Below are 23342 nucleotides of genomic sequence, written 5' to 3' on the forward strand. Positions count from 1 at the left end.
ACATCTACTCTCCAGCGAGCGTGGGACTGTGGATGCTGGCCATGCTCGTCGCGCCCATCGTGGTCTGTACCGTCAAATGGCCATGGATCAAGTCGGGCAACAGGTGAGCCCCGACTTGCATACGAGCCCGCGGGCTACCCCGTAGCACCTGGTCATCAATTGCGGGACAACCCTTAGGCGAATTTTTCAGCGAGATCCGGGAACGTGGGCGTCTTCTCCCCGAACGGGGCCAGCCCGATCTTCGTCAGGCGGGCCACAAACGAGGCGACCGTGACCGCCTCTCCAAGAGGACTGTCCTTGGCGACCACGTACACCCACTCAGCCTCTGAGGTCGGCAAGGTCCTCGGCACGGTCACGAGCCCGTGACCTTCAAGCGCCTTGCTGATCTGCTCGCACACCTTGCCCGATCGGGAGCGGCGTACTTCTTGATGAACCGCATCGACAGACGCTTTACGCCAGCATCAACTTCTACCGCGTTGGCGATCACAGTGAAATCCATAGCTCAGCAATCTACTCAGCTAACTACAGAGTTACGCCCTATCTTCGGAAGTGATCGATTGTGCACCGAATCCGAGGCGGTGGAACAATTTTGGCCGGTGTTCTGCCTGGTCCGGGGTCGAGCGTGATCGGGGGGCCGTAAGCTATTGCGACTCAGTCAGGGCTTCTGGGCCTGACCGCAATTTGGCCGAGTGGCCCCCGGTTCTTGCTCGACTCGGGTCCGAGCCTGGGAGGTGGGTAAAACTGTGGACCCGCCCGCCCCCAGCCACGACGGGCTCTAACCTCGGCTACTCTCCCGGCCGCACGCTCGTCGTGCGCGCCCGGTCGCCGCCGAAGCGGAGCGCAAGACAGGAGCGACGGCGAGCGGCAGGGCCGCGCGCTGTGCGCGCCCTTGAACCAGTAGCGAAACTCGTAACAGCCACCTTCCAACCCCACCCCCTCGCCCCAACTCCTCTGATCCTCATCCCTTCCCATACACCGCCCGCCTGAGTTTGCGCGCGCTGGCACCCGCACCCTGGCCCCGTAGCCACTCCCGCTCGCCCGGACCGGGCTTCTGGCCTTTGGCTGAACCGGCTCGGCTGGCCGGCTCTCCGCGTTCCTGCTGATCGGTCCGTGGGCATGCTGACCTTGGTCAGGGAGGCCGTGTCGGAGGGGGACGAATGACGGAACTGGTGGTCAAGCCTTGGCGGGTACCGGGGAAGGAACGGCTCTACGTCAACAAGGCTGGCACCCGCGGGGATTCGGTTGCCTGGCTGGACTGCAAGTCCGGCGTCGTCACGGTTGGCAGCCCGGAGTTCGAGGCTCTCGCACTGGCCAAGGTCGAGGAGTGGTGCAGGTCCTTCGGCGGCCACGTGCCGCCGCGCACCGTCCGGCACCAGGGCAAGGAGCATCCGCGGCCGAAGTCGGCTCCCATACCCGTGCCGCAGCCTCGGGCAGAGGTCCCGTTCCTACCCCCGATGCGAGATGAGGACGACCTGGCACGGAACCTGCCCGGCGCGGGGCTGGAGAGCCTGGTGCGCGAGGGCGAGGAGAGGTACGGGTTGCTCGTCCGGCTCGCTGCCAAGGTCACCCGTCAGCGCCTCGGTGATTCGAGCACGCTTCGCGGCCTGGAGGGCGAGCAGATCGTCGGGGCCCGGCTGGAGCCGCTGAAGGCCGCCGGCTGGAAGGTCCTGCACGGGGTTCCGCTGCCGTCGGGGTCCGACATCGATCACGTGGTGATCGGCCCGCCGGGCGTCTTCACGATCAACTCGAAGCACCATCCGGGCGCCACTGTGTGGGTCGGCGACAAGGTGGTGAAGGTCAACCGAAACGGCTTCCCGTATCTGGAGAACTCGGAGTTCGAGGCGAGCCGTGCCGCCAAGTTGCTCACCGAGTGGTGCGGCTTCGAGGTCCCCGTTCACCCCGTCATCGCCGTCGTCGGCGCCCAGAAGATCACGCTCGGTGCGACACCGGGGGTGACGGTCATCGACGGCGAGCAGATCGCCTCGGTCCTCCCTGCCCGGCCGGAGGTGCTGTCCCCGAACAGGGTGGATCGGGTCTTCACCATCGCCCGCCACCGGCACGTCTGGAGCCAGCTGGGCAAGCGCGGCAGGAAGACCGGCTGACTCAGCTCGCCTGCGGCATGTCGATGAGCGTCCGGCCATCGTGTGTCCGGACGTGCGGGGCCGCGTCGCCCCGGACGGCGTCGAGCAGGCGGACGGCGTAGATCTCACCCATGCGGTCGGCGATCTCTTCCGGGGTGAGCCACTCAACCGCCGTCGACTCGTCCGACAGTTGCTCGCTACCGCCCTCGGGGTGGCACCGGAAGACCAGGGTGACGATGCCACGGTCACGTTCTGGGCGGTCTGTGCGGCGGCCATGGGCAAAAAACCGCCGACGCTTCGCGCTCACGCTCATCGAAGCCGACATCAAGCGCGACCAGTGCACCGACCCGGACGCTGGGAAGGTCAAGGTCGGTGACTTCGCCGACGAGTGACTGGAAGAGCGGAAGTTGGAGGACACCCCACGGAGCTGTACGAGGGCGTCCTTCGGCTGCCAAGCCGACGTTCGGCGGCCGCTTCCTCTCCGACATCACGCTCGTTCGGGTCCGGAGATGGCGAACCCGCCTTCTAGAAGCGGGAGTCGACCGTAGTCGAGGCGTACCAGCCCCTCCGCAGCATCCTGTCCACAGCCGTGGACGATGTGCTGATCAAGCACAATCCGTGCCGGATCAAGGGGGCTGACACATATGACGTCCCGGATCGTCTGGTGTTGAGCCTTCGGGATACCTACGCCGTCGCGGATGCCATCCAGCCCCAGTGGCGGGCGCTCGTGCTGCTGACCACTTCGCTGCGCTCCGGCTCGACGCTCCGGTCCGCCGCCGGCGTGGCACCCCGGGACCTGATGGCGATCCTCGGCCACAGACAGATCGCCGTCACGATGGAGGTCTACACGCACGTGGTGCAGGAGAAGCAGCGGGAGGCGTGCGGCACATGGACCGGCTGCTGAAGCGCCGCCGCAGGACCGACTGATGCCATCCGGAGATGTCAGAACGCCCCGAGCCGATCACGGCCCGGGGCGTTCTGTGTTCTCCGGCCCTCTGACCTGGGCCGGAAGCTGAGCCCCCTGTCGGGTTCGAACCGACGACCCCCGCTTTACAAGAGCGGTGCTCTGGCCAGCTGAGCTAAGGAGGCACGGTGGCCGTCCGCGACGGATCACGGCGGCACCGGGGGCAGTCTACCGGGCGCGGGTGGCGGGGTGGTGGGATATCCGGGGGTTGGCGGGGTGGGGCGGGCGTGATGGAACCGATGCCGAATTCGGGGCGGTGGGGGCTGACAAGCGGCGGAAGCGCAGGTAGCGTCGCCGGGAGCCGGATCGTGCAGTGGTTCAGACCACTGGCGGGCCGGCGGAGTACAACTGACCCCCTTTACTCGGATCGTCCGGCACGTTCCTGCCGGTGAAGGAGAGCACAATCATGGCTTCTGTCACGTACGACAAGGCGACGCGCGTCTACCCCGGGGCGGACAAGCCCTCGGTGGATGCCCTTGAGCTGGAGATCGCGGACGGCGAGTTCCTCGTGCTGGTCGGCCCCTCGGGCTGCGGCAAGTCGACGAGCCTGCGCATGCTGGCCGGTCTGGAGGACGTCAACAGCGGCGCGATCCGGATCGGCGACCGGGACGTCACGCACCTGCCGCCGAAGGACCGGGACATCGCGATGGTGTTCCAGAACTACGCGCTCTACCCGCACATGACGGTCGCCGAGAACATGGGCTTCGCGCTCAAGATCGCCGGCGTGAACAAGGCCGAGATCCGCACCAAGGTCGAGGAGGCCGCGAAGATCCTCGACCTCACCGAGCTGCTGGACCGCAAGCCGAAGGCGCTCTCCGGCGGTCAGCGCCAGCGCGTCGCGATGGGTCGTGCGATCGTCCGCCAGCCGCAGGTCTTCCTGATGGACGAGCCGCTGTCGAACCTGGACGCCAAGCTCCGCGTCTCGACCCGTACGCAGATCGCCGGCCTGCAGCGCCGGCTGGGCATCACCACCGTGTACGTCACCCACGACCAGACCGAGGCGCTCACCATGGGCGACCGCGTGGCGGTGCTCAAGGACGGTCTGCTGCAGCAGGTCGACACTCCGCGCAACATGTACGACCGGCCTGCCAACCTGTTCGTGGCGGGCTTCATCGGCTCGCCGGCCATGAACCTGGTCGAGGTGCCGCTGGTCGACGGCGGCGTGAAGTTCGGCGGCTCGGTCGTCAACATCTCGCGCGAGGACCTGGCCGGCGCCGGCACGGACAAGACGGTGACCGTCGGCGTCCGCCCCGAGCACTTCGAGATCGTCTCCTCCGGGGGCATCGAGGGCGTCGCGGTGACCGTGAACGTGGTCGAGGAGCTGGGCTCGGACGGCTTCGTCTACGGCACCACCCAGCTGAGCGGCAAGGACCAGGACCTGGTCGTGCGCGTGCCCGGGCGCCAGATCCCGGCCCGTGGCGAGACGATCCACGTCGTGCCGATCGCCAACGAGACCCACGTCTTCTCCAGCAGCACCGGTCTGCGCCTGAGCAGCTGACGCCACGGCGGACGAGCGGCCGGCGGGACGAACGCCCCGGCAGCCGCACGCCACGACGGAGCCCGTCGGACCCTTCCCGGTCCGGCGGGCTCCGCCCGTACACCGCCGCGTCAACACGGCGCAGGGACGAACCCGGACACCTGTCACTCGATGGTGTAACGGAGGGCGATCCGGCCCGCACCCACCGCTACTCTCCTGAGGGTGAAGCAGCTTGTGCGCCGTATCGGCCAGACCGTCGCCCTGACCCTGCCGGTCGTCCTGGTGACCACCGGCACCCTCGCCGTGACCCGGGTCCCGTGGGCCCCGCCGACCGGTCTCGACCAGCAGGTCGTGGCGGCCTCCAGCGGTGACGGGGCCGGGATCGGGCGTTCCACCACCGCGACCAAGGCCCCGGACGGCCTCGCACCGCAGGAGTCGCTGCGGGTGGCCCTGTTGGACGAGTTGCGCGCGAAGAACCCGTCCGCCGCGCTGGACCTGCTGGAGCGCTCGATGCGCGAGCAGCCCTCCCTGACGCCGTACTGCACCTCGCTGGCCACCGAGTTGGGCAAGGCGGCGGTGCGCAAGTACCAGGGTGACGTCCAGCGGGCCCGTTCCTTCGCCCGCCCGGTCTGCGACGGGTCGTTCGCGTCGGGTGTGGTGGGCTGACGGTCGGGCGGGCCGGGGCCGGGAAGTCCGTCCGGGGAAAGCTCCGGACGGCGTCGACGACGCGTCCTATTGTTCAGGCATGACCGCTGACTCAGGCCACGCCGCCGACCTCACGTCCTCGCAGTCTCCGCAGCCCTCGCCGTCTCCGCAGTCCTCACAGCCTCCTCAGTCCACGCAGCCGCTGAACTCCCCACAGCCTCCTCCCCCACCGCGGCCGACCTCGACGCCCGTCACCCAGGCCGTCATCCTGGCCGGCGGCCAGGGCTCCCGACTTCGCCCCTACACGGACGACCGCCCGAAGCCGCTGGTCGAGATCCCGGGGACGGGCATGCCGATCCTCGGCCACCAACTGGCCTGGCTCGCCGCCGAGGGCGTCACCGACGTGGTGGTCTCCTGCGGGCACCTCGCCGACGTGCTGGAGGAGTGGCTCGACAAGGCGGACCTGCCGCTGCGGGTGCGCACGGTGGTCGAGGCGGAGCCGCTCGGGCGCGGCGGCGGCCTCAAGTACGCGGCCAAGGCGCTGCCCCGCCCGGACGAGCCCTGGTACGCCACCAACGGCGACATCTGGACCCGCTTCAGCCTGCGCGACATGGCCGCCTTCCACCACGAGCGGGACGCCGTGGCGACGCTCGCGCTGGCCCGGCCCCGGATCCCGTGGGGCGCCGTGGAGACCGACCAGTTCGGGAACGTGCTGGACTTCATCGAGGCGCCGCCGTCGCCCTTCCTGATCAACGCCGGCCTGTACGTGTTCAGCCCGGAGTTCGCCGAGCTGCTGCCGGACGTGGGCGACCACGAGCGCACCACCTTCCCCCAACTCGCGCGCGGGAAGCGGCTGGCGGGCTACCAGCTGCCGCAAGGCGTGTACTGGCGCGCGATCGACACCGCCAAGGACCTCACCGAGGCCGCCAAGGAACTCGCGGCCGGCGCCGGCCGCGCCCCGCGGTAGCAGTCCTACCGTCCGCGGTAGCAGTCCTACCGTCCGCGGTAGCAGTCCTGCCGTCCGCGGTGGCGGCCCTACCGTCCGCGGTGGCGCGCCGGACGTCCGCAGTAGCGCCGTGGAGCCCCGTGCTCCTCGGTAGCGGCCCGGACGTCCGCGGTAGCGCCTCCCAGGCACCCTGCGGGACCCGCAGCGACGGCCGAGGGCCCGGACACCGGACACCGATCGGCCGGGTGCTCCCCCACGGAGCACCCGGCCGATCGGTGCGTACCGCCACCTCCCGGGCCTCGGACCCGGGGCTCTGGACCCCGAGGCACGGGCCCTGAACCCCGGGACCTCAGGCCCGGGTCCCGGGACGTCAGGTCGCGGTCGGCGCCTCCGGACGGGAGGCCCGGCCGCTGCCGGACAGGTCGGCCAGCGGCGCGCTGCCCAGCACCCCGCCGAGCAGCCCGGCGCCGGAGCTCGGGCTGGACTTGGGCGCCGGGCCCGAGCTGCCCGGGCCCGGTGTGCTGCGCGGCGCGGGGGCGGAGCCGCCCGACCCGGCGGTCGGGGCGGCCGGGGCCGGGGAGGAGCCCGCCCCGGTCTCGGGCTTGCCGCTGTGTCCCTTGCCGCTGGGGGTCGGGGTGGCCGGCTTGGAGGCAGGAGCGGTCGGTGTGGCGGCGCTCGGCGTCGGGGTGGCCGGGCGCGGGGCGGCGGGTGAGGGCGACGTGGACGGGCCCTTGCCCGCCGGGGCGCCGGACGGGCCGTCGGAGGGCCAGACCGGGGTGCCGTAGTCGGTGGCCGGGCGGTTCGGCGCCTGGTGTGCCCGGGCGCCGGTGCGGACGGCGGCGCCGAGCATCGAGCCGAGCAGCAGGGTCAGGCCGACGACGACCGTGGTGACGACGGTGCCCCGGCGCAGCACCCGGCGGCGCAGCGCCCGGGGCGCGTCGGCGCCGAACCGCCGCCAGGCTTCCAGGTTGAGCCGGCCGTCCAGCGAGGCGAACGGTGCCCCGGCGATCAGGAGCGGGCTCCAGGCCGCGAGGAAGATCAGGTCGGGCGTGTCGTAGACGGGGACGGCCCGCCAGCTGACGGTGAACAGCAGCGTGGCGGAGAGTGCCATCGCCGCGCCGGCCGCGAGCCGCTGCCAGAGGCCGAGGACCGTCAGCACGCCGACCACGATCTCGGTGAACGACACCGCCAGGCCGGCGCCCACCGGGTGCGCCATGGCGAAGGACAGCAGCGGTTCGGCGACCTTCCACGGGTGCAGCGAGGAGAGCCAGCGCATCATGGAGCCGCGTTCGCCGCCGTCGAAGTACACCGGGTCGCAGAGCTTGCTGAACCCGGCGTAGACCGAGAGCGAGCCCAGGACGGCGCGCAGCGGCAGCAGCACCAGGCCGAGGTCGACCCGGCGGCCGGGGTACCAGGGCTGCTTTCCGGCGGCGTCGGCGGCGGAGACCTCGGGCAGTTCGCCGCTGGGGGTCCAGCCGTGCGGCTCGCCGACCGGGCCGACGCCCGCGTCGGTGGCGGTGCCGGTGCCGTCGCGGAGCTGGCGCGGGACGGTCCGGGCGCCTGCGAGGGACGGGATCACCTGGGTGTCCGCTTCGGCCAGGCCGACGCCGCCCGCGGGGGTGCCGCCGCGCTGGACCGCTTCCAGCAGTCGGGTGGCCGCGAGGTCGCCGGGGGGTGCCTGCCCGGTCCAGGTGACGGCGGTGACCCGGCCCTTGCGGCGCGGCCCGCCACCGGCCCCGGCGCCGGCCAGTACGGGGACGGCGGAGGCAGGCACGACGACCTGCGGGGTGACCAGCGGACGGCGGATCAGGCCCTGGTTGGCGTACGGGTCGCCGAACGCGGCGCCGGTGGACAGCAGTCCGGCCGGAGCCTCGATCAGCGGCGCCACCGGGGAGCCGAGCCGGAGCCGGAAACTCGCCTGGGTGCTGCTGAGCCGCGCGGGGTCCGACTCCACCTTGACGGTGTTGAGGGCCGGGTCCGCGTCTATCCCGGTACTGCTGCCGCCGAACAGGGGGCGCCGAGGTGTTCTGGTGTCCACGCCCGTCTAACCGGGTGACGGCCGCTTAGGACACTCTCCCGAGTGGATGTCCGGCGCACACTTGAAGTGATCATGAAAAAAGCGATCGAGCCCAGTCGGGCCCGATCGCTTTTCACCCGGATTACGGAGAATTCGGAAGAACGCCTGCGCTCCGCATCCCCGATGTGCTCAGCAAATCACTGCCCAGCACCCGGCACCCGGCACCCCGCACTCAGCGCTTGGCGCGCAGTCGAGCGGCCTCGTACAGCACGATGCCCGCCGCGACGCCCGCGTTCAGCGACTCGGTGAGGCCGGACATCGGGATCCGCACCCGCATGTCGCAGGTCTCCGAGACCAGTCGGGACAGGCCCTTGCCCTCGCTGCCCGCGACGATCACGACCGGCCCGGTCAGCAGCTCCAGGTCGCCGAGCTCGCCCTCACCGTCGGCGGCCAGGCCGACCACCATCAGGCCGGCCTTCTGGTAGGCCTCCAGGGTGCGGGTGAGGTTGGTGGCCCGGGCGACGGGCAGCCGGGCGGCAGCGCCCGAGGACGTCTTCCAGGCACCGGCGGTCATGCCGGCCGCGCGGCGCTCGGGGATGACCACGCCGTGCGCGCCGAAGGCGGCGGCGGAGCGGACGACCGCGCCGAGGTTGCGCGAGTCGGTGACGCCGTCCAGCGCGATGATCAGCGCCTGCTGACCGGCGTCGGCGGCCTCGACCAGCAGGTCCTCGGGGTGCGCGTACTCGTACGGCGGCACCTGGAGCACCAGGCCCTGGTGGTTGAGCCCGCCGGTCATCTGGTCCAGCTGCGGGCGCGGGGCCTCCATCAGCGGGATGCCGCGGTCGTTGGCGGCCTGGAAGGCCTCGCGGACGCGGTCGTCGGTGTCGATGAACTGCTGGACGTACAGCGCGTTGGCCGGCACGCCGCCCTGCAGTGCCTCGACCACCGAGTTGCGGCCGAAGACCAGCTCGGCGCTGCCCGCGCCGCCGCGGCCGCCGCGACCGCCGGCACCGGCCCGGCGCATGCCGGCGCGGGCCTTGGCGTCCCGCTCGCGCTTGAGCGCGGCGTTGGCCGCGCGCTGCTTGGGGTGGCCCTTGCGTTCCGCGCCGGGCGGGGTCGGGCCCTTGCCCTGGAGCGCCTTCCGGCTGTGGCCGCCGGTACCGACAGACGCGCCCTTCTTCGATCCGGGGTTGCGGCGGTTCCTGCGTGCACTGTTGCCGGCCATGGCTTACTTCCTGTCTGTCCGGCATGCCCGGCCGCCCCGTTTCTGTCCGGCGGCGGCCGTCGGCATGCGCTACGTCATGCGGGAGGGCCGCACCGGTCCGGTACGGCCCACCCTCACCCCGATCGTGAGACGGGGTTACTGGCTGTTGATCGTCCAGCGCGGGCCGGACGGGGTGTCCTCGATCGCCAGCCCGGCGAGGCCGAGCTGGTCGCGGATGGCATCCGCGGTGGCGAAGTCCTTGCGCTCGCGCGCCGCCTGCCGCTGGTCCAGGACCAGGCGGACCAGCGAGTCGACCACGCCGTGGAGGTCTTCGCCGCGCTCCGTCCCGGCCCAGTGCGGGTCGAGCGGGTCGAGGCCCAGTACTCCGAGCATCGCACGGACCTCGGCGAGTCGCGCCACCACGCTCTCCTTGTCGTCCGCGTTCAGGGCGCTGTTGCCCTGGCGGACGGCGGTGTGCACGACGGCCAGCGCCTGCGGAACGCCGAAGTCGTCGTCCATCGCCTCGGCGAAGGCCGGCGGCACCTCGGGCGCCGCGTCGACCGCTCCGCAGCGTTCGACGGCGCGCTGGATGAAGCCCTCGATCCGGCCGAAGCCGGCCTCGGCCTCGCGCAGCGACTCCTCGCTGTACTCGATCATCGAGCGGTAGTGCGGGGCCGCCAGGTAGTAGCGGAGCACGATCGGCCGCCACGTCCGGACCATCTCGGCGACGAGCACCGAGTTGCCCAGCGACTTGCTCATCTTCTCACCGGCCAGGGTGACCCAGGCGTTGTGCACCCAGAAGTTCGCGAAGTCGTCGCCGAAGGCCTTGGACTGGGCGATCTCGTTCTCGTGGTGCGGGAAGACCAGGTCGAGTCCGCCGCCGTGGATGTCGAAGGCCTCGCCCAGGTACTTGTGGGCCATCGCCGAGCACTCCAGGTGCCAGCCCGGGCGGCCGCGGCCCCACGGGGTGTCCCAGCTCGGCTCGCCCGGCTTGACGGCCTTCCACATCGCGAAGTCGCGCTGGTCCCGCTTGCCGGTCTCGCCGTCCCCCTCGGGCTGGCGCAGGTCGGCCAGCTTCTGGTTGGAGAGCGCGAGGTACTCGGGGTACGACTTCACGTCGAAGTAGACGTTGCCGTCGGCCGCGTAGGCGTGGCCCCGCTCGATGAGCCCCTGCATCATCTCGACCATCTCGGGGACGTGCCCGGTGGCCCGCGGTTCGACGGTCGGCGGCAGGCACCCGAGGGCGCTGTAGCCGTCGTTGAAGGCGCGCTCATTCTCGTAGGCGATCTGCCACCACGGCGTGCCGAGCTCGCGCTCCTTGGCGATGATCTTGTCGTCGATGTCGGTGACGTTCCGGACGAACGTCACCTGGTAGCCGCGGTAGGCGAACCACCGCTGCATGATGTCGAAGTCGAGGTAGGACCGGATGTGTCCGATGTGAGGCGCCGACTGGACGGTAGCGCCGCACAGGTAGATCGAGACACAACCCGGTACAAGCGGGACGAAGTCGCGTACCTGTCGGGTGCTGGTGTCGTACAGACGAATGCTCACAGCGTCAAGCGTAGTGGGCGGCGGGGGGTGCCCCGCCACATTCCCCGGGACAACGGTGGTGTGATCCCGGGGAACGGCAGGTCGCGGGCCGGAACCTCAGAGGCTGCCGACCACCTTGCGCGGGGTGAGCCGCACCACCACCCGGACGTCGTCCGGGCCGTCCCAGGTGTACTTGTCCACCCCCCGGTACTTGGCGGCCAGCTCGTCGATCAGCTCCCGGCCGCCCTCGGTGGTCAGGGTGACCTCCCCGCGCGCCTCCAGGTACTCGTACGGGCTGTCCGCCGGGTTGACCAGGATCGAGACGCGGGGGTCGCGCACCAGGTTGAGGTGCTTGCGGCGGCCCTCGACGGTGGAGAACAGGATGTCTTCGCCGTCCCGCTTGACCCAGACCACCGAGGACTGGGGGCTGCCGTCGGGCTGGATCGTGGAGACCACGGCGAAGCTCTTGCCGTCGATCAACGCCTTGGCACGGTCGGAGAGTTGGGTGCTCATACTGGAATCCTCATCTCGTCGGCGGCGGTACGGCCCGAGGGGAAGCCCCGCACGGGCCCGAAACCGCACAGTATCGACTCAGGCCCCCGTCAAGCCGGGTGAACACCCGTCAGCCACCGGTTCTTCCCGGCCCGCTCACCTCACCGGCTCACCGGCTCACCGGCACACCGGCACACCGGCCCACCGGTCGGAGCCCGCCCGACCCGCCAACGGCCTGCCGCACCGGCCGGGCCTGCCGCCGAGCACCCCGAGTGCACCGAGCCCGCCGAGCGCAGCGGGCTCAACGCCGCTCGTACACCAGGGCGGTGGCGATCGCCGCCAGCCCCTCGGCCCGGCCGGTGAGGCCCAGCCCGTCCGTGGTGGTGCCGGAGACGGACACCGGGGCGCCGGCCGCCTCCGAGAGCACGGCCTGCGCCTCGGCCCGCCGTTTGCCGATCTTCGGCCGGACGCCGATCACCTGGACCGCGATGTTGCCGATCTCGAAGCCGGCCTCGCGGACCAGCCGGGCCGCCTCGCCGAGCAGCTTCACCCCGGAGGCGCCGGCCCACTCCGGGCGGTCGGTGCCGAAGTGGGCGCCCAGGTCGCCGATCCCGGCGGCCGAGAACAGCGCGTCACAGGAGGCGTGCGCGGCCACGTCGGCGTCCGAGTGCCCGGAGAGCCCGACCCCGGCGTCCGGCCACTCCAGCCCGGCCACCCAGAGCAGGCGGCCGGCCTCGAAGGCGTGCACGTCGGTGCCGATCCCGATGCGGGGGATCAACGGGTCAGTAGGCATCGGCGGCCCTCCGGCGGGCGAGTACGGCCTCGGCGAGCACGAGGTCCAGCGGGCGGGTGACCTTGAACGCCTCCTCGTGGCCGGGCACCACGACGACCCGGCCGCCGTAGCGCTCGACCAGGCCGGCGTCGTCGGTGACCGGCGGCGCGTCGGCGGTGCCGGCGCTCTCCTCGGCCAGCGCCTTGGCGTGCACCTCGGCCAGGGTGGCGCGGTCGAAGCCCTGCGGGGTCTGCACCGCGCGCAGGGTGGACCGCTCGGGCGTGTCGAGCACCGGCTCGGGGTGGCCCGGGTTCGGCTCGACCCGTTTCACGGTGTCGGCCAGGGGCACCGCGGGCACCACTGCCCGTGCCCCGGCCCGGACGGCGGCGGCGACGGCGTCCACCACCTCGACCGGGACCAGCGGGCGGGCCGCGTCGTGCACCAGGACGATCTCCACGTCCTCGGGGATCGCGGCCAGGCCCAGCCGGACCGACTCCTGGCGGGTCGCGCCGCCGGCCACCACCCGGATGTCCTTGCCGTCCAGCCCGTGGCTGTCCAGCAGGGCGACCACTCCGGCCACCCCGTCCGCGGGTGCGGCGACGACGACCAGGCCGACGGCCCGGCTGCGGGCCAGCGCCCGGACGGCGTGCACCAGGAGCGGCACACCGCCCAGTTCCCGCAGGGCCTTCGGGGCCCCCGGCCCCAGCCGTTCGCCGCGTCCGGCGGCGGGCACCACTGCTGCTGCGACTGCTGCTGACGCGTTCAGGTTTCACTCCTTCGGCGAAGTGGGTATGGCCTTGGCGTGCCCGGCGGGCGCACCGGGCCCCTTCCGAAGAACCACGGTCCGCTGCCCGCCGCACAGCTCCGCAAAAACGGTCTTGCAGGCCTGGGACCGGCTCGGCCGGGAGGCGTCGTCCGGACACGCCTCAGCGCCCGAAGTGCCACTGCACCACTCCCGGACGGTTCATCCGGGGAGTGGCGCGCCGACACCGGGCGCTGTGAGCGTTGGGCGGGCAGCCCGACTGCACTGCGTGGACGCGTGCGCTACGAGGCGAGGACCTCGTCGAGCAGCGTTTCCGCCTTGTCCTCGTTGGTGTTCTCCGCCAGCGCGAGTTCGCTGACGAGGATCTGGCGTGCCTTCGCGAGCATCCGCTTCTCGCCGGCCGAGAGGCCGCGCTCGCGCTCGCGACGCCAGAGGTCGCGCACAACCTCGGCGACCTTGATAACGTCGCCCGAGGCGAGCTTCTCCAGGTTCGCCTTGTAGCGACGGGACCAGTTGGTCGGCTCTTCCGTGTACGGTGCGCGCAGCACCTCGAAGACCCGGTCCAGACCCTCCTGGCCGACTACATCGCGCACGCCGACGAACTCCGCGTTCTCGGCGGGCACGCGGAGCGTCAGGTCTCCCTGCTGCACCTTGAGCACCAGGTAGGTCTTGTCCACACCTTTGATCTGGCGAATCTCGATGGCCTCGATCAGCGCGGCCCCGTGATGGGGGTAGACCACCGTGTCGCCAACCTTGAACGTCATGTGACAGGACCCCTTCCGTGGCTTTCCAGAATAACACGCTTCTCGGCGCACCCGAAGGGCGTTTTCGCAGGTCAGGGCGGGTCTCGGGGCTTGACAAGGGCCCCCATGACGTGCTGCGGCCGCCGTTCGGGGGAGGCTTCCCGCAGGTCGGAGGCGGTTCCGGGGTTCGGAGAAACCCTTGCGCAACACCCCTGCAACCGTGATTGGATCTTGAGCTTTCACCCTTTTTCGGGTCGCGTCCGAATCGTTATTCGATCTTGGTCGAAGCTTGTCCCCGGCGTGACCGTGACATGCCGGAGTCCGCGGACGTAGGCCCGGCCGTACGCCCGGACGTACGCCCGGACGTACGCCCGGACGGCCTCCGGCGGCCCTCGGGAGTGCGACACGGGGGACCACCCCGTGAGGAGCGCATAAGTGAGGTCGATAATCTGAGACCTGACCTACCGACACGTGACCTGAGGAGAAGCCGCCGCCGTGAGCCGGAGCCTTCGACGCGGCAGCATCGCCGCCATCGCCGCCATCGCCATCGCCTCGCTGTCCTCCTGCGCGGCCGGCAACGCGCCGGACACCCTGCAGATCAAGCCCGACAACGCGGCAGCGACGCTCGGAGCGAACCTCCGGCTGAACAACATCGTGGTCGTCACCGGGGAGGGCACCGCAGGCGACTACACCGGCCCCGCCAACGTGGTCGTCAACGTCGCGAACACCGCGACCATCCCGGCCGAGCTGCAGTCCATCACCGTCGGCAACGGCGCCACCGCCACCTTCACCGACGCCGCGGGCGCCCCGCTGTCGAGCATCGTCATCCCGGCCGGCGGCGCGGTGGCGATCGGTGGCCAGGGCAACCCGTCCGCCTCCGTCTCCTCGGCCTCCGTCTTCGTCGGCGGCTTCGTCACCACGACGTTCACCTTCAAGGACGGCCGGAAGGTCGACGCCCAGGCCGGCGTGAACCCGGACGCGGGCGAGAACGGCCGCGGCCTGTACAAGGGCTTCGGACCCACCCCCGCGGCGAGCTCCACGCCGTCGAAGAGCGCCTCCCCCAGCCCGGCCGCCCCGAGCACCGGTGCCGGCACTCCGACCGCCGGTGCCACCACCCCGGGCGCCTCGCCCACCGGCGCAGCCGTCCCGGCCGGCGCCACCACCCCCGCCGTCCCGGCCGCCCACTGATCGACGGCATCCGCTCCCGGCGAGCCCGCACGGGCCGCCGGGAGCAATGCGACGGCCCCCGCCGAATGCCGGCGGGGGCCGTCCGCATGGGCGGGTTGCCCGCGGTCTACGGCTCGAACTTGTAGCCCAGGCCGCGGACGGTGACCAGGTAGCGCGGCGCGCCCGGGTCCGGCTCGATCTTGGCCCGGAGGCGCTTCACGTGGACGTCCAGGGTCTTGGTGTCGCCGACGTAGTCCGCGCCCCAGACCCGGTCGATCAGCTGCATGCGGGTGAGCACCCGGCCCGCGTTGCGCAGCAGCATCTCCAACAGGTCGAACTCCTTGAGCGGCAGGTCGACCTTGGCGCCGTCCACGGTCACCACGTGCCGGTCCACGTCCATCCGGACCGGGCCCGCCTCCAGGGCGCCCGGGCCGCCGCCGTTCTCGCCCGCGCCGCCGTCCTCGCCGCGGCGGCGCAGCACCGCGCGGATCCGGGCGACCAGCTCGCGGGTGGAGTACGGCTTGGTGACGTAGTCGTCCGCGCCTATCTCCAGGCCGACCACCTTGTCGATCTCGCTGTCCTTGGCGGTCACCATGATCACCGGGACGTTGGAGCGCACCCGGAGCTGGCGGCAGACCTCGGTGCCGGGCAGGCCCGGCAGCATCAGGTCGAGCAGGACGAGGTCGGCGCCGTTGCGTTCGAACTGCTCCAGCGCGTCGGGGCCGGTGGCGGCCACGGCCACCTCGAAGCCCTCCTTGCGGAGCATGTACGAGAGGGCGTCGCTGAACGACTCCTCGTCCTCGACCACCAGTACTCGGGTCACGATCAGGCCTCCGGGGCAAGCTGGGGGGTTGTGTCTGACAGGTGTGGTTCCCGCTCCCCGGCGGGGAGCGAACGGTCCGTGCGGGCCCTGCGGTCCGTACGGTCCGTGGCGGGGGCTCGGGGTGGCACGGCGGGCCCTCCGGCGTCCGGTTCGTGGCCCGGCGCATCGGCACCGGCCGGCCCGTGGCCCGGCTCCTGGCCCGGCGCGTGGTCCGGCTCGTGGCCCGGCTCGCCGGTGCCGTCCGACCCGTGGTCCGGCCCGATGCTCCGACCGGGCTCGTCGGCGGCGGGGACCTGGCCGGCGGGCAGGCGGACCGTGAAGGTCGAGCCCTGCCCCTCGACGCTCCACACCGAGACGGTGCCGCCGTGCGAGGCGGCCACGTGCTTGACGATGGAGAGGCCGAGGCCGGTGCCGCCGGTGGCCCGGGAGCGGGCCGGGTCGACGCGGTAGAAGCGCTCGAAGACCCGCTCGCGGTCCTTCTCGGAGATGCCGATGCCCTGGTCGGTGACCGAGATCTCGATGAGCTCGCCGTCCGCCTCGCCGAGCGCCGCGGCGCTGGAGATCCGTCGGGTGGCGATCGCCACCCGGGTGCGCGGGGGGCTGTAGTTGACGGCGTTCTCGACCAGGTTGCCGAGCGCGGCGGCGAGCTGGCCGCGGTTGCCGTGCAGGTAGAGGCCGGCGATGCCGCCCGCCGCGATCAGGATCTGCTTGGCCGCGGCCTGCTGGCGGCAGCGGTCGATCGCCTCGGCGATCAGCTCGTCCACCGCGACCGGCTCCGGGTCCACCATCAGGCGGTCGTCCTGGACCCGCGAGAGGTCGATGATCTCCTGGACGAGGCTGGCCAGCCTGGTCGCCTCGACCTGCATCCGGCCGGCGAAGCGCTGCACCGCCTCCGGGTCGTCGGACGCGTCGGCGACCGCCTCGGAGAGCAGCGACAGGGCGCCGACCGGGGTCTTGAGCTCGTGGCTGACGTTGGCCACGAAGTCCCGGCGGACGGCCTCCACCCGGCGCCGCTCGGTCTGGTCCTCGACCAGCACCAGCACCAGCCGGGAGCCGAGCGGGGCGACCCGGACGGAGACCGCGAGCGGCTCGACCGCGCGGGCGGTGCCCGGCCGGGGCACCTCCAGCTCGACCTGGCGGATCTCGCCGTCCCGGCGCGTGGCGCGGGCCAGCGCGAGCATCTGGTCCACGGCGACGGCGCCGCCCCGCACCAGGCCCATCGCGTACGCCGCCGAGCTGGCCTTGACCACCTCGTCGCCCTCTCCCAGCACGATCGCGCAGGAGCGGAGTACGGAGAGCACCGTGTCGACCCCCGGCGGCAGTGGGGGCTCGGGGTTGCCGGTGCCCAGTCCCTGGTACCGGCCGTGGTTCTTGCCGCCTGTTCCGCCGTGTCTGCCCCTGGCCTGCTCGCGCTCGCTCCAACGGAAGGCGATGGAGGCGGTGAGGCCGACGCCGAGCCCGGCTATGGCGCAGGCAGCGGCGGCGGCCACGTTCACGTCCATGTGGCCAGCGTAAGCGCACGGCCAGGCCACTCCCCAAGGGGTGGATCAAGGCATCGACCGCACGTTGCCGAGAATTCACCTCCACGTAGCTGCCGATTCACCGCACTGGCCGTGCGGCGTCGCCCGGGCGGCGGAAAGTTGGCCGGGCAGCCCGTGTGGGAGAGATCGGTGGGTGGGAACAGCGGCCACCGGCTCGGGTGTGCGCGTACGATGCGCGCCACCAGCAGCGGCCACCCGGACGCCGGAACGACAGTCGGACGGGATGACCGGTCGGCACCGCCACCGACACAGCTACTGAGGAGAGAACATGCGCGACGCGTACCACGAGGAACTCGATGCGATCGGCGACAGCCTGGTCGAGATGGCCCGGCTGGTCGGCTCTGCCCTCGGCCGCGCCACCACCGCCCTCCTCGACGCGGACCTGGCGCTGGCGGAGAGCGTGATCTCCGCCGACGAGAAGGTCAACGAGCTGCACCACGAGCTGGAGAACCGGGCCATCGACCTGCTGGCCCGCCAGCAGCCCGTCGCCACCGACCTGCGCATCGTCGTCACCTCGCTGCGGATGAGCGCCGACCTGGAGCGCTGCGGCGATCTCGCCCGGCACGTCGCCAAGGTCGCGCGGATGCGCTACCCGGACACGGCGGTCCCCCGCGACCTGCACTCCACCGTCCTGGAGATGGGCCAGCTCGCCCAGCGCCTGGTGGCCAAGGCCGGACTGGTGATCGCCACCAAGGACGTCGACAAGGCCCTGGAGATGGAGCAGGACGACGATGCCATCGACACCCTGCACCGCGAGCTGCTGTCGCACCTGATCGACGAACGCTGGCACCACGGCATCGAGACGGCCGTCGACCTCACCCTGGTCGGCCGCTACTACGAGCGCTTCGCGGACCACGCGGTGTCGGTCGCCAAGCGCGTGGTGTACCTGGTGACCGGCGAGCACGTGGCCGAGTTCGTGGCCGCCACCGGGGCCGCCGCGGCCGTGGAGGTCGGCGCTGCGGAGTGAGCTCCGCTGCGACGGCCGCTCGTCCCGAGGGGTGAGTAAACCTGTGGCGAGGGTGGTGCGGGCGCACGGATCCCCGTACGCCCCACCACTGCGCGCCCGTTGACGCTCCGTCCGTCCGGCGGTTTCACTCGGAGTATCGGGCGCCGGAGTGTGCCCGCTTCACGGAGGGAACAGCTCGATGAAGGCCAACCCGACCCGCCCGGCATCGGCCCGCGACACCGTCGAGCCGCCCACCCCGAAGCTGTTGCCCGTCCTCGCGGCCGGCTGCGGCTGCGGCCCGGGCTGCGGCTGCGGCTGCCAGTCCGGCGCGCCCTGCCAGTGCGGCGGCGCGGACGGCGGCTGCTGCGGCGGCCACTGAGGCCTCCCGGCCCCGGGGGCCCGGCCGCGGCGCACGACCACAGGACCCACGACCGGGTGCACGACCGTCGAGACGGACGGCCGTGCGCCCCGTCGTGCGTGCCGGACATCCGATGACCGGCGCGCCCGACCCGCCCGACCCGCCCGACGTGCCTGGCAGGCCTGCCCGCGACGGCGGTCGAACGAGGAAGGCCCCGCTCCCGGCGAACCGGAAGCGGGGCCCACGGGCCTTCGGGCTTACTTCTTGCCCTGGTTCTTGACCGCCTCGATGGCTGCCGCGGCGGCGTCCGGGTCGAGGTAGCGGCCGCCCTTGGCGACGGGCTTGAAGTCGGCGTCGAGCTCGTAGACCAGCGGGATGCCGGTCGGGATGTTCAGGCCGGCGATGTCCTCGTCGGAGATGCCGTCGAGGTGCTTGACCAGCGCGCGCAGGCTGTTGCCGTGGGCGGTGACCAGCACGGTCTTGCCGGCGGCGAGGTCCGGGACGATGGCGTCGTACCAGTACGGGAGCATCCGCTCGACGACGTCCTTCAGGCACTCGGTGCGCGGGCGCAGCTCGCTCGGGATCTCGGCGTAGCGCGGGTCGGCGGCCTGCGAGTACTCGGAGTCGTCGGCCAGCGCCGGCGGCGGGGTGTCGTACGAGCGGCGCCACAGCTGGAACTGCTCCTCGCCGAACTCGGCCAGGGTCTGGGCCTTGTCCTTGCCCTGCAGCGCGCCGTAGTGCCGCTCGTTCAGGCGCCAGCTGCGGCTCACCGGGATCCAGTGGCGGTCGGCCTTGTCCAGGGCGATCTGCGAGGTGCGGATGGCACGGCGCAGCAGCGAGGTGTGCAGCACGTCGGGGAGCAGGCCCTCGGCGGCCAGGAGCTCGCCACCGCGGGCGGCCTCCTTCTCGCCCTTCTCGTTGAGGTCGACGTCGACCCAACCGGTGAACAGGTTCTTCTGGTTCCACTCGCTCTCGCCGTGGCGGAGCAGGATGAGTCGGTACGTCGTGTCAGCCATGGCGCCCAGCTTAGTAGAGGGCCCGAAAATCCCTGGTGGGGACCTTCGGCCGATGTGTAACGTGTGCCCCGCGCAGCCGACACTTACATGCGTCGGCTGATCGGTCCTGCCGCGCCGCTCAGCGGACGCCTGCCCTCGGGAGCCCCCACATGCTCGTCACCCCCCGGTTCCGAAGGATGCTCCAGGAGACGGCGGGCGGGCTGCCGCGTCAGTTCTGGTGGCTCTGGGTCTCGACCCTGGTCAACCGGCTCGGCGCGTTCGTGGTCACGTTCCTGGCGCTCTACCTCACCGGCAGCCGGGGGTACTCGGCCTCCTACGCGGGCCTGGTGGCCTCCCTGTTCGGCCTCGGTTCGGCGCTGTCCTCGATCGTCGCCGGGGTGCTGACCGACCGGATCGGGCGGCGCCCCACCCTGCTCGCCGCTCAGCTCGGCACCGCGCTGTTCACCACCGTCCTCGGCTTCGCGGACGGCCAGGTGGCGATCGCGGTGGTGGCCTTCCTGGTGGGCTTCTGCAACAACGCCACCAGGCCGGCCATCTCGGCGATCATCGCGGACATCGTCCCGGCCCCCGACCGGGTCCGCGCCTACTCGCTGAACTTCTGGGCGATCAACCTGGGCTTCGGCCTCTCCTCGGCCGCCGCCGGCCTGATCGCCACCCACGGCTACCTCACGCTCTTCCTGCTGGACGCGCTCTCCACCGTGCTCTGCGCCGTGGTGATCTTCGTCAGGCTCCCGGAGACCAAGCCCGACACCCCGGTGGCGAAGGCCGACGAGCCGGCGACCGGCCTCGGCACGGTGTTCCGGGACCGCCGCTTCATGGCCGTGGTCGGACTCACCCTGCTGCTCGCCCTCGTGCTCCAGCAGGGCTCCACCACCCTCGCGGTGAACATGGGCCTCAAGGGGGTCACCTCCTCCGAGTACGGCCTGGTCATCGGCCTGAACGGGCTGCTGATCGTGCTGCTGCAGATCCCGTTCACGCGGTGGGTCGAGAACCGAAGCCGGTCGGCCATGCTGGCGGCCGCCTCCCTGTTCATCGGCTGGGGATTCGGACTGACCGCCCTGGCCGGGTCGTCCGCCTGGTTCTACGCCCTCACCGTGGCCGTCTGGACGATCGGGGAGATCCTCTACACACCGACCCTCATGGGACTGATCGCCGAACTGTCACCGACGCACGCGCGCGGCCGCTACCAGGGCGTCTACTCGCTCTCCTGGTCACTGGCCTCGTTCCTCGGCCCGGCCGCGGGCGGCGTGCTGCTGGAGCGGGCGGGCGGCGGGGCGCTGTGGGGCGCGTGCGGGGTCTGCGGGACCGTCGCCGCGATCGGATACGCGCTGCTCGGGAAGCGGACCGGCGTCGCGGCGGACACCAGGACCGTCGTGGCCGTCGCTCCGGCGGGGAGCGCGGCGGTGCCCGTGGCGGCGCCCCCGGCGGAACCCACGGCCGAGCCCGTGGCTGAGCACCTGGTGGAGCCCGTGGCTGAGCGCCTGGTGGCGCCCCCGGTGGAGCCCGAGAAGGCCCCGGCGGGCGCCTGAACCTGAGTCCTCAGTCGGCGGCCGGGTCCTCGGCGGTGTCGTTGGCGGTGTCGTTGGCGGGAGCGTCGGGGGAGGCGGCCAGGTGGGCGAAGGCGGCCAGGTTGCGGGTGGACTCGCCGCGCTTGGTCCGCCACTCCCACTCACGCCGGATCGCCGAGGCGAAGCCCAGCTCCAGCAGGGTGTTGAACGGCTCGTCCGCGTTCTCCAGCACCGTCCCCAGCAGTCGGTCGACGACCTCCGGGGTGAGCGCCTCCAGCGGCAGCCGGCCGGCCAGGTAGACGTCGCCGAGCGAGTCGACCGCGTACCCGACGCCGTACAGCCTGGTGTTGCGCTCCAGCAGCCAGCGGTAGACGGCCTCGTGGTTCTCGTCCGGGCGGCGGATCACGAACGCGTTCACCGACAGGGTGTGATCGCCGGCCCGCAGGGCGCAGGTGGTGCTCAGCTTGCGGGTGCCGGGGAGGGTCGCGACCAGCGTGTACGGGTCGGTGGCGGCCGGCTCCCAGGCCACGCCGGCGCCGTCCAGGGCGGCGCGCAGGAGGGTCAGTGCCTCGTCCTTGGTGCGGATTGCCATGGAGCTGACGTTACTCGCCGGTACCCGCCGGGCGCAGCCTCAGCCGCCGCGCGGCCCCCGGCCGCCACCCGGCTCGGCTCACCGGCTCGTGCCCTGGGCCGGTCAGGTCAGGGCGGGGCGGGGCGGGGCCAGCCAGGTCAGGGCCGGCCAGGTCAGGGCCGGTCAGGTCAGGGCCGGTCAGGTCAGCCGCCGCCGGGCTGCGGCCAGCCGGCCGGCCGGGCGGGCCAGACTGCCGGCGTACACCTCCGCCGTGGTCGCCGCCGCGGTGTCCCAGCCGAAGGCGGACGCGTGCCGGGCCGCCGCCGCGCCGCGCCGGGCCACCAGCGCCGGGTCGGTGACGTACGGCTCCAGTGCGTGCGACCACTCCAGCGGGTCGTGGCCGCGCACCAGGGTGCCGGTCTCTCCGTCCCGCACCGCGACCGGCAGGCCGCCGACCGCGGCCGCCACCACCGGGGTGCCACAGGCCTGCGCCTCCAGCGCGACCAGGCCGAAGGACTCGCTGTACGACGGCATCACCAGGGCCGTCGCCGCGCGGTACCACTCCGCGAGCCGCTCCTGCCCGACCGGCGGGTGGAAGCGCACCACGTCGCAGATGCCGAGCTGGGCGGCGAGCTTGTGCAGGCTCTCCGGCCGGGCCAGCCCGGTGCCGGACGGCCCGCCGACCACCGGCACCACCAGGCGCTCGCGCAGTTCGGGGCGGCGGTCCAGCAGCGCGGCGACCGCCCGCAGCAGTACGTCCGGGGCCTTCAGCGGCTGGATCCGACCGGCGAAGAGCAGCACGGCGGCGTCCTGCGGCAGGCCCAGCCGGGCCCGGACCGCGGACTGCGACTGCGAACCGCCGCCCGGGCGGAACACGTCCAGGTTGACCCCGGGGTGGACGACGGCCAGCTGGTCCGGCCGGGCCGCGTAGTGCAGCGCCAGCTCCGCGGCCTCCTCGGTGGTGTTGGCGATCAGCCGGTCGGCCGCCTCCACCACCTGCGTCTCGCCGATCACCCGGGCCGCGGGCTCCGGCGTGTCGCCCTCGGCCAGCGCGGCGTTCTTGACCTTCGCCATGGTGTGCATGGTGTGCACCAGCGGCACCCCCCAGCGCTGCGCGGCCAGCCAGCCGACCTGCCCGGAGAGCCAGTAGTGCGAGTGCACCAGGTCGTAGTGGCCGGGACGGTGGCCTGCCTCCGTCCGCAGCACCCCGTGGGTGAAGGCGCACAGCTGGGCCGGCAGGTCCTCCTTGACCAGGCCCTCGTACGGCCCGGCGGTGACGTGGCGGACCAGCACGCCCGGAGCCAGCTCGACCGTCGGGGCGTCGTCCGAGCAGATCGCCCGGGTGAACACCTCGACCTCGATGTTGAGGTCGGCCAGGCGCTTGGCCAGTTCGACGATGTAGACGTTCATCCCGCCGGCGTCCCCGGTGCCGGGCTGGTGCAGCGGCGAGGTGTGGACGCTGAGCATCGCTATCCGGCGCGGGCGGCGGCGCCCCGGGACGAGCGACTGGAGCCGGCCGCGCGCGGGCACGGCCGCCTGGGCACGGCGGACCGAACGGACGGGGTGCTGGATCACCTGGCTGAAGCCTCCTCTGTGCGGCCCGTCGAGGCGGTCCGCGTCCGGGCCGCCCGTTGTCCGGTGTGCGCTGCCCCGTCCGGGCACACATCACCACCAGGATGCCAACCACACGAGCGGCGTCCGGCATTCCCGACCCGTCCCACGAGCCGGACGGACCGGCATCGCCCCTGGTCAGCGCAGTGCCGCCGACGCCCCGACTA

The 23342-nt window shown here is 72.2% G+C and carries 22 protein-coding genes, 1 tRNA gene and 1 pseudogene; 9 read left to right on the forward strand and 15 right to left on the reverse strand.

Annotated features, from left to right (window positions below):
- Window positions 1–173 precede the first annotated feature (173 nt).
- Window positions 174–398, reverse strand: a complete 225-nt coding sequence (locus IF30_RS42190; RefSeq protein WP_234322895.1) for a hypothetical protein — start codon at window positions 396–398, stop codon at window positions 174–176.
- A gap of 759 nt (window positions 399–1157) precedes the next feature.
- On the opposite strand from IF30_RS42190, the gene IF30_RS0130070 reads away from it, so the two are divergent.
- The gene (locus IF30_RS0130070; RefSeq protein WP_051711532.1) at window positions 1158–2102 is read left to right on the forward strand and encodes a nuclease-related domain-containing protein; all 945 of its coding nucleotides are present in this window, start codon (window positions 1158–1160) and stop codon (window positions 2100–2102) included.
- 1 nt (window position 2103) lies between these two features.
- Here IF30_RS0130070 and IF30_RS0130075 read toward each other — a convergent pair.
- Window positions 2104–2325: pseudogene (locus tag IF30_RS0130075) on the reverse strand (NUDIX hydrolase); the annotation flags it as partial.
- 345 nt (window positions 2326–2670) lie between these two features.
- Between IF30_RS0130075 and IF30_RS50645 the strand changes: the two are divergent.
- On the forward strand, window positions 2671–2985 hold the full coding sequence (locus IF30_RS50645) for a hypothetical protein (protein ID WP_324605666.1): 315 nt from the start codon (window positions 2671–2673) through the stop codon (window positions 2983–2985).
- A gap of 111 nt (window positions 2986–3096) precedes the next feature.
- Here IF30_RS50645 and IF30_RS0130085 read toward each other — a convergent pair.
- Window positions 3097–3170 (reverse strand) — tRNA-Thr (locus tag IF30_RS0130085).
- A gap of 281 nt (window positions 3171–3451) precedes the next feature.
- On the opposite strand from IF30_RS0130085, the gene IF30_RS0130090 reads away from it, so the two are divergent.
- The 3 genes from IF30_RS0130090 (at window position 3452) to IF30_RS0130100 (ending at window position 6134) form a co-directional block, all read left to right on the forward strand.
- Window positions 3452–4543, forward strand: a complete 1092-nt coding sequence (locus IF30_RS0130090) for an ABC transporter ATP-binding protein (protein ID WP_030244316.1) — start codon at window positions 3452–3454, stop codon at window positions 4541–4543.
- Between the two features lie 201 nt (window positions 4544–4744).
- Complete coding sequence (locus IF30_RS0130095) at window positions 4745–5188, forward strand: hypothetical protein (RefSeq protein WP_030244318.1); 444 nt, start codon at window positions 4745–4747, stop codon at window positions 5186–5188.
- A 79-nt stretch (window positions 5189–5267) separates the two neighbouring features.
- Entirely contained in the window at window positions 5268–6134 is an 867-nt protein-coding gene (locus IF30_RS0130100; RefSeq protein WP_078891833.1) for a nucleotidyltransferase family protein, read from the forward strand.
- A 349-nt stretch (window positions 6135–6483) separates the two neighbouring features.
- Here IF30_RS0130100 and IF30_RS42195 read toward each other — a convergent pair whose 3' ends face one another.
- From IF30_RS42195 to IF30_RS0130135, 7 genes are all read right to left on the reverse strand, one after another.
- Window positions 6484–8151 (reverse strand): DoxX family membrane protein, encoded by a 1668-nt coding sequence (locus tag IF30_RS42195; protein WP_051711534.1) that lies wholly within the window; start codon window positions 8149–8151, stop codon window positions 6484–6486.
- Between the two features lie 211 nt (window positions 8152–8362).
- A complete protein-coding gene (rlmB, locus tag IF30_RS0130110; RefSeq protein WP_030244324.1) occupies window positions 8363–9355 on the reverse strand; it encodes a 23S rRNA (guanosine(2251)-2'-O)-methyltransferase RlmB in 993 nt (330 codons plus the stop codon).
- 135 nt (window positions 9356–9490) lie between these two features.
- Window positions 9491–10885 carry a cysteine--tRNA ligase gene (cysS, locus tag IF30_RS0130115; RefSeq protein WP_030244325.1) on the reverse strand — a complete coding sequence of 465 codons (1395 nt, stop codon included), beginning with the start codon at window positions 10883–10885 and terminating at the stop codon, window positions 9491–9493.
- A gap of 96 nt (window positions 10886–10981) precedes the next feature.
- Complete coding sequence (locus IF30_RS0130120) at window positions 10982–11377, reverse strand: PPOX class F420-dependent oxidoreductase (protein WP_030244327.1); 396 nt, start codon at window positions 11375–11377, stop codon at window positions 10982–10984.
- Between the two features lie 280 nt (window positions 11378–11657).
- Window positions 11658–12149 carry a 2-C-methyl-D-erythritol 2,4-cyclodiphosphate synthase gene (gene ispF, locus IF30_RS0130125; protein ID WP_030244329.1) on the reverse strand — a complete coding sequence of 164 codons (492 nt, stop codon included), beginning with the start codon at window positions 12147–12149 and terminating at the stop codon, window positions 11658–11660.
- The gene (gene ispD / locus IF30_RS0130130) at window positions 12139–12894 is read right to left on the reverse strand and encodes a 2-C-methyl-D-erythritol 4-phosphate cytidylyltransferase (RefSeq protein ID WP_037901647.1); all 756 of its coding nucleotides are present in this window, start codon (window positions 12892–12894) and stop codon (window positions 12139–12141) included. The genes ispF and ispD overlap by 11 nt, the downstream gene beginning before the upstream one ends.
- A 278-nt stretch (window positions 12895–13172) precedes the next feature.
- On the reverse strand, window positions 13173–13655 hold the full coding sequence (locus IF30_RS0130135; protein WP_030244332.1) for a CarD family transcriptional regulator: 483 nt from the start codon (window positions 13653–13655) through the stop codon (window positions 13173–13175).
- 474 nt (window positions 13656–14129) lie between these two features.
- Here IF30_RS0130135 and IF30_RS48150 point away from each other — a divergent pair, with 474 nt between their 5' ends.
- Window positions 14130–14822 (forward strand): hypothetical protein, encoded by a 693-nt coding sequence (locus IF30_RS48150; RefSeq protein WP_030244334.1) that lies wholly within the window; start codon window positions 14130–14132, stop codon window positions 14820–14822.
- A 106-nt stretch (window positions 14823–14928) separates the two neighbouring features.
- On the opposite strand, the gene IF30_RS0130145 is transcribed toward IF30_RS48150, so the two are convergent.
- Both IF30_RS0130145 and IF30_RS0130150 read right to left on the reverse strand, forming a co-directional pair.
- Complete coding sequence (locus tag IF30_RS0130145) at window positions 14929–15624, reverse strand: response regulator transcription factor (RefSeq protein ID WP_030061050.1); 696 nt, start codon at window positions 15622–15624, stop codon at window positions 14929–14931.
- 2 nt (window positions 15625–15626) lie between these two features.
- A complete protein-coding gene (locus IF30_RS0130150; RefSeq protein ID WP_234322896.1) occupies window positions 15627–17126 on the reverse strand; it encodes a sensor histidine kinase in 1500 nt (499 codons plus the stop codon).
- 307 nt (window positions 17127–17433) lie between these two features.
- On the opposite strand from IF30_RS0130150, the gene phoU reads away from it, so the two are divergent.
- Both phoU and IF30_RS0130160 read left to right on the forward strand, forming a co-directional pair.
- Complete coding sequence (gene phoU / locus IF30_RS0130155; protein WP_030244339.1) at window positions 17434–18132, forward strand: phosphate signaling complex protein PhoU; 699 nt, start codon at window positions 17434–17436, stop codon at window positions 18130–18132.
- 178 nt (window positions 18133–18310) lie between these two features.
- Window positions 18311–18490, forward strand: a complete 180-nt coding sequence (locus tag IF30_RS0130160) for a hypothetical protein (protein WP_030244340.1) — start codon at window positions 18311–18313, stop codon at window positions 18488–18490.
- A 236-nt stretch (window positions 18491–18726) separates the two neighbouring features.
- On the opposite strand, the gene IF30_RS0130165 is transcribed toward IF30_RS0130160, so the two are convergent.
- Window positions 18727–19485 (reverse strand): phosphoglyceromutase, encoded by a 759-nt coding sequence (locus IF30_RS0130165; protein ID WP_030244342.1) that lies wholly within the window; start codon window positions 19483–19485, stop codon window positions 18727–18729.
- Window positions 19486–19634: 149 nt separating this feature from the next.
- Between IF30_RS0130165 and IF30_RS0130170 the strand changes: the two genes are divergently transcribed.
- Window positions 19635–21014 carry an MDR family MFS transporter gene (locus tag IF30_RS0130170; protein WP_063752843.1) on the forward strand — a complete coding sequence of 460 codons (1380 nt, stop codon included), beginning with the start codon at window positions 19635–19637 and terminating at the stop codon, window positions 21012–21014.
- A 10-nt stretch (window positions 21015–21024) separates the two neighbouring features.
- On the opposite strand, the gene IF30_RS0130175 is transcribed toward IF30_RS0130170, so the two are convergent.
- Both IF30_RS0130175 and mshA read right to left on the reverse strand, forming a co-directional pair.
- Complete coding sequence (locus IF30_RS0130175) at window positions 21025–21585, reverse strand: YbjN domain-containing protein (protein WP_078891834.1); 561 nt, start codon at window positions 21583–21585, stop codon at window positions 21025–21027.
- A gap of 177 nt (window positions 21586–21762) precedes the next feature.
- Window positions 21763–23139 carry a D-inositol-3-phosphate glycosyltransferase gene (mshA, locus tag IF30_RS0130180; protein WP_051711536.1) on the reverse strand — a complete coding sequence of 459 codons (1377 nt, stop codon included), beginning with the start codon at window positions 23137–23139 and terminating at the stop codon, window positions 21763–21765.
- Window positions 23140–23342: the final 203 nt, after the last annotated feature.

Source organism: Streptomyces sp. NRRL S-350 (genome assembly GCF_000719705.1).
Lineage (GTDB): Bacteria > Actinomycetota > Actinomycetes > Streptomycetales > Streptomycetaceae > Kitasatospora.